The sequence below is a fragment of the Streptomyces sp. NPDC057543 genome, from assembly GCF_042801895.1.
In the GTDB taxonomy this organism is placed as follows: domain Bacteria; phylum Actinomycetota; class Actinomycetes; order Streptomycetales; family Streptomycetaceae; genus Streptomyces.
The window spans coordinates 1-4,838 of sequence record NZ_JBHVFF010000436.1 but is presented as its reverse complement, the minus strand read 5'-3'; the positions used below and the strand labels follow the sequence as shown (position 1 = coordinate 4,838).

7 protein-coding genes and 1 pseudogene are annotated in these 4,838 nt (G+C 66.1%); 4 read left to right on the top strand and 4 right to left on the bottom strand.

Annotated elements, in window-relative coordinates; all coding sequences use genetic code 11:
- Nucleotides 1–806: IS5 family transposase (locus ACFU8Q_RS39140; RefSeq protein WP_384464269.1), on the top strand; the 806-nt coding region annotated here is incomplete at its 5' end.
- A gap of 90 nt (nt 807–896) precedes the next feature.
- Here the strand turns inward: ACFU8Q_RS39140 and ACFU8Q_RS39135 are convergent.
- On the bottom strand, nt 897–1,166 hold the full coding sequence (locus ACFU8Q_RS39135) for a hypothetical protein (RefSeq protein WP_384464266.1): 270 nt from the start codon (nt 1,164–1,166) through the stop codon (nt 897–899).
- A 302-nt stretch (nt 1,167–1,468) separates the two neighbouring features.
- On the opposite strand from ACFU8Q_RS39135, the gene ACFU8Q_RS39130 reads away from it, so the two are divergent.
- Both ACFU8Q_RS39130 and ACFU8Q_RS39125 read left to right on the top strand, forming a co-directional pair.
- On the top strand, nt 1,469–1,723 hold the full coding sequence (locus tag ACFU8Q_RS39130; protein WP_384464263.1) for a hypothetical protein: 255 nt from the start codon (nt 1,469–1,471) through the stop codon (nt 1,721–1,723).
- A 333-nt stretch (nt 1,724–2,056) separates the two neighbouring features.
- Nucleotides 2,057–2,476, top strand: a complete 420-nt coding sequence (locus tag ACFU8Q_RS39125) for a transposase (RefSeq protein ID WP_384464259.1) — start codon at nt 2,057–2,059, stop codon at nt 2,474–2,476.
- On the opposite strand, the gene ACFU8Q_RS39120 is transcribed toward ACFU8Q_RS39125, so the two are convergent.
- From ACFU8Q_RS39120 to ACFU8Q_RS39110, 3 genes and pseudogenes are all read right to left on the bottom strand, one after another.
- Nucleotides 2,433–2,975 (bottom strand): hypothetical protein, encoded by a 543-nt coding sequence (locus ACFU8Q_RS39120; RefSeq protein ID WP_384464257.1) that lies wholly within the window; start codon nt 2,973–2,975, stop codon nt 2,433–2,435. The two genes, ACFU8Q_RS39125 and ACFU8Q_RS39120, sit on opposite strands and share 44 nt — an antisense overlap.
- Nucleotides 2,881–3,452 (bottom strand): annotated as a pseudogene (locus tag ACFU8Q_RS39115) (transposase). Before ACFU8Q_RS39115 ends, ACFU8Q_RS39120 begins: the two are co-directional and overlap by 95 nt.
- Nucleotides 3,453–3,732: 280 nt before the next feature.
- On the bottom strand, nt 3,733–4,287 hold the full coding sequence (locus tag ACFU8Q_RS39110) for a hypothetical protein (protein WP_384464254.1): 555 nt from the start codon (nt 4,285–4,287) through the stop codon (nt 3,733–3,735).
- Between the two features lie 272 nt (nt 4,288–4,559).
- On the opposite strand from ACFU8Q_RS39110, the gene ACFU8Q_RS39105 reads away from it, so the two are divergent.
- Nucleotides 4,560–4,838, top strand: a 279-nt coding sequence (locus ACFU8Q_RS39105; protein ID WP_384464251.1) for a transposase, incomplete at its 3' end; no start/stop codon positions are given.

Below are 4,838 nucleotides of genomic sequence, written 5' to 3'. Positions count from 1 at the left end.
GCTATCCGACTGACATGACGGACGCGGAGTGGGCGGCCATCCAGCCGTTGCTGCCGGTGCCTGGCTGGATGCGCGGCCAGGGAGGGCAGCCGGAGGCGTATTGCCACCGGGCGATACTTGATGCGATCCGCTACCTGGTCGACAACGGCATCAAATGGCGGGCGATGCCCGCCGACTTCCCACCGTGGGACCGCGTTTACGCCTTCTTCCGCCGCTGGCGCGACCACGGCCTGATCAAGGAGTTCCACGACCGGCTGCGCGCCGAGGTCCGCGAGGGGGAGGGGCGGGATGCGGAGCCGACGGCCGGGGTGATCGACTCGCAGTCCGTCAAGGCGGATGCCGTCGTCGGGGCCGACAGCCGCGGCTTTGACGGCGGCAAGCTGATCAACGGGCGCAAGCGGCATGTCGTGGTCGATACGCTCGACCTGCTGCTTGCGGTGATGGTCACCGCCGCGGACACCGGCGACCGCGCCGCCGCCCAGGTCCTGCTTGAGCAGGTGACCGACGCGCACCACCGGCTCGCCCTGGTCTGGGCCGACGGCGGCTACACCGGCAGCCTGGTCGAGTACTGCCTGGCCACGCTCGCCCTGGTCTTGGCGATCGTCAAGCGCAGCGACGACCAGAAGGGGTTCGTGGTGCTGCCCAAGCGGTGGATCGTAGAGCGGTTCTTCGCCCACCTGATGCGCACCCGCCGCCTGGCGCGCGATTTCGAACGCCGCACCACCAGCGCCGAGGCGGTGATCTACTGGTCGATGACGTTGCTCATGACGCGCCGCCTAGCCCGGCCGCGCCTGCAGCCAGCATGAACCGGCCCGGCGCCAGCTTGGCAAGCCAGCCGTGCGCGACGGCGACCAGGCATTTCGCCTTCGACCGCAGCACCTCAATCCGCGCCGGCGCTACTGCGACTTCGGCTTCACCGCATCCCGGGACGCCGGCTGCGCGTCCACATCCCACACATCAGGGGTGACCTCCGTGTCAGCGATGCCGCCGCCGTCCGGAGCCAGCAGCGTATCGACCCGCCTGCGGGCGACCACCCACTCCTCCTGCCATTCCAGCTCGGCCACGGCCAACTCCGCCTGGATGCGGTCAGCCTCCTCCCACAGCTCGCCCACGCGACGGCGAGCAGCGAGCTCGCGCTGTTCCAACAGCCCAACCACCGAAGGCATCCACGACCTCCCGAGGAGCGACAGCACGACAGGCCACTACTCCCACCAAACCTCCGGCCCTACGCCCGACCAACGGAAACGCAGCCCTCAAGTCCGGAAGGACAACAGCTTCTCAGGGCGCTACGCCTGGGTGGTGACCGTATGCGCGTGCCGCTGTTAACGTCCGTCGCATGAAGCGCACCGTCAGAATCTTTCTCATAGCTGTTCTTGTAGCGCTCGCAGCGTGCTCTCCTCCCGCCTCGGTAACGGAGGGAACATCGACTCCTCGCCCTCACGTGGTCGCCGGTATCGATGGTGAGTCCATGAGCGAAGCGGAACGTCGCTACCTGGACGACGTCCTAGACAAGGCCCCGGGTACCAAATCCGGTGAGAAATGGAGGAGAAATGTCATTTCAGCATCTAAGGCAGATTTTGACATGCTTTTCGACGGCGAGCGATTGACCTTCTGCAAAGGTGCCCCGCGACGCGATCAGGACTCCCTCACCGCACAAATGGGGCAAGATGTGGGGAAGTTCACGTATATTCGCCAGGAAGCCGCGCGCGAGCACCTGTGCTGAAACTGACTACTGAGTAGGGCTTGCGAGCGGCGCTGTACCCAGCGCCAAAGCCGCCGTCGATCCTGAGCCGCGCACCTGTACGGACATTCCGCCCGTTCCCGATCGGGGCGACGCGCACAGCGTCGCAACCGACAGCAACGGAGACACCGTGGAGGTCGTGGATGTCGGTGACGACGCTCCCTTTGTCCCCTGACGACACATGAGGAACTTCCGTCGGGACCCTCGCATACCGGCCGTTCCTTTGCGGTCAGCTTGTTGATCTCCTCTTCGTGCCGTGAGCGGCTCGGTGCGGGCCGACTTGTAGCCGGTGACGACCACCGGGACGTCGGGATCGTGGTCCCGGCAGGTGAAGCCGAGATCAGCCAAGGTGCCCAGGCCGGCAGCGCGCAGTTGCTCGACGAGGTTGTGGCGGGCGTAACGCCGATGGCCCCCGACACCAGATGGCCGGGGGCCTCGTTCCACCGCATCGCCCTCATCTGGGCCGAATGCGGCTACACCGGCTTCCTCGTCGAGCACTTCCTGACCACGCTCGCCCTCGTGTCGGCGATCGTCAAACGCAGCGACGATCAGAAAGAGTTCGTGGTGCTGCCCAAGCGGTGGATCGTCGAGCGCCCTTTCGCCCGCCTGATGCAAAGTCACCGCCTGGCACGCGACTTCGAGCGCCGCACCACCAGCGCCGAAGCCGTGATCTACTGGTCGATGATCCTGCTCATGACCCGCCGCCTGGCCCACTCACGCCGCGGACGAGCGTGAACCGTCCCGGCGCCGACTCGACCGCCCAGCCACGGGCCACCAGGCGTTTTGCCTTCGACCGCAGTGCCTCCACCCGCGCCGGCACCACGTCCATGCCGAAGCCCGCGGCCATTTCCTGGCAAGTTGCCGGGCCCTGTCCGAGCCGGCCCCGGTCCGCAAGGAGCCGCAGGATGCGCTGGTAGTCCACCGACAGCACCGACCAGGCCAGTTGCTCACGCCACACCGGCACCTGCGACTTCGGCTTCACCGCCCCCGGCACTGACGACGTCTGCTCGGCCTGCCCGTCGGCGGCCGGCACTGCCCGGTCGTGGCCATGACCGGTCTTGTCCGCCGGGGCCAGCACCTCGCCGACCCGCGAGCGGGCAATGGCCCATTCCTCCCAGTCCCGCTCGGCCACGGCCAGTTCAGCCTGGATACGGTCGGACTCCTCCCGCAACTCGTCCGCGCGACGGCGAGCAGCGAGCTCGCGCTGTTCCAGCAGCCCCACGACCGACGGCATCCACGACCTCCACGGGAGCAACGACACGACAGGCCACCACTCCCACGGGATCGCCGACTCTATGCCCGACCAGCGAAAACGAAGTCCTCAACCCCGGAAAGACAACAGCTTCTGAGTACTGTCGTTGCACCCCGGCTGAGGTGATGCCCTTTTTGACGAAGCCGGTGTCATCGATGATCAGGATGCCGTCGTCGGCGCCGAGGTGTTCGGCAACGTAACCCTGCAGGTCGTCGGTATCTCGTCGGCCTCCCAGCGGCTCTTCGCCAGGAGGTGCTGCAGCCCATCAGGGGTGGAGTGCCCGGCGAACTCGGCCAGTTGCCACGAGTTTTTGCGCCCCACGGGTCCAAGCAGACCTCGCACGTAGTCCCGCATCCGACGTCTGGGCTCGACGCGGGGGAAGCGGCGCCCGATCCGAAAGAAAAGTTCTTCCAGCCCTTGTTCCCACACGGAGGCAGGTAGGTCATCGATCACACACAATGACTGTCCCCGCCGCTACCACTACACACGGCGTGGTCATTCGTTCGCGGGACAGGCCGGGCGAACCCACACCGCGCCTGGCACCACCCCGCTAAAATCCCCACGCTCAAGCCGTTGACCAGGACATACACCAGAGTTCGGCTTGAGTATTAGCCAGCCTGGTGTTGTTGGTTCGCATCTGAGCCCACTGCCACGGCTGGCGGCGAAAGCGTCGTGGAGACATAGATTACGCGGCTCGGCAGGCGGCCCGGCCGGCAACTCGACGCGGTCTGCAATCGGCCTACCGGTGCTGCCGGATCGCCGCAGGAGCGCCATCCCTGGCGGTGCTGTGGTCTTCCCCTGCCCTGAAGAAAAATGCCCAGGTCACGACGCTGTCGCCAGCACGCTGTGTGCCCGGCTCCATCTCGAAGCCGTCACAAAAGACATCTCCGCCGTAGCTGAATCTGAGGCCTGTCTCGTATGCAACGGCGTGCGCCTCCATCTCCTGAGCGACTTCCGACGGCACACGGCCGATCAGGCGGATCCCCTCGCAGGTGACCTGTGGGCCTGTGCGTCCGTCGACGAGTACGTACTCCAGAACACGTTCCCGGTCGACCACGTCGAAGTAGCACTTCACCGCCGCCTGCCATGAGTGCGGCTCCGGCTTGCGGAACTCGGCGACGCGCCAGCCCACTTCGGTCGCATCCGAAACTTCGGTGAAGCCGTGCCTGGCCATGGCGGCGATGCAGTCCGTCCAGCTCATCCCAAAGCGCAATGGCCCAAGTACCTGCCCCGACACGTACTCCCACTGATCGCGCTCCCCATCCGGAAGCACCGCCCACAAGTCTTGGTCCATCACATGATGATCACCCCAAGGGGCCCTTGCCTCGCCGCTGGGGTCCTATTGAGGCTGCACTCGCGTCGACGCCGCGGTCAAAGTGCCGCCAGTAGCCACAGCACTCGTTCGCAGGGCAGGCCGGGCGAACCCGCCCCGCACCCGGCACCATCCCGCTAAAATCCCCACGCTCAAGCCGTTGACCAGGGCATACACCGAAGTCCGGCTGGAGTATTAGGCACTGTTTCTCGGATCTCCGGACGTGGGTGGGGTGTTGGGGGCAGGCTGGCTTCATGGGACGTGGGGATCTGACGAATGCGGAGTGGGATCGGCTCGAGTCGTTCTTACCTCCTGGTGGTGCGCGTGGGGGACGGTGGAGTGATCACCGGCGGGTGATCAACGGGGTTCTCTACAGGGTGCGGACGGGTGTGCAGTGGCGGGATCTGCCGGAGCGGTTCGGGCCGTGGGAAACGGTCTATAAACGGCATCGTCGCTGGTCAGCTGATGGAACCTGGAAGATGCTGCTGTCTCGCATCCAGGCAGCCGAGGATGCCGCGGGCGGGATCGACTGG

Excerpts from the sequence above, each read along its gene's own strand:
- ACFU8Q_RS39120 (WP_384464257.1), bottom strand. The coding sequence starts at position 2,975 with ATGCCGTCGGTCGTGGGGCTGCTGGAACAGCGCGAGCTCGCTGCTCGC.
- ACFU8Q_RS39130 (WP_384464263.1), top strand. The coding sequence starts at position 1,469 with ATGAGCGAAGCGGAACGTCGCTACCTGGACGACGTCCTAGACAAGGCC.
- ACFU8Q_RS39110 (WP_384464254.1), bottom strand. The coding sequence starts at position 4,287 with ATGGACCAAGACTTGTGGGCGGTGCTTCCGGATGGGGAGCGCGATCAG.
- ACFU8Q_RS39135 (WP_384464266.1), bottom strand. The coding sequence starts at position 1,166 with ATGCCTTCGGTGGTTGGGCTGTTGGAACAGCGCGAGCTCGCTGCTCGC.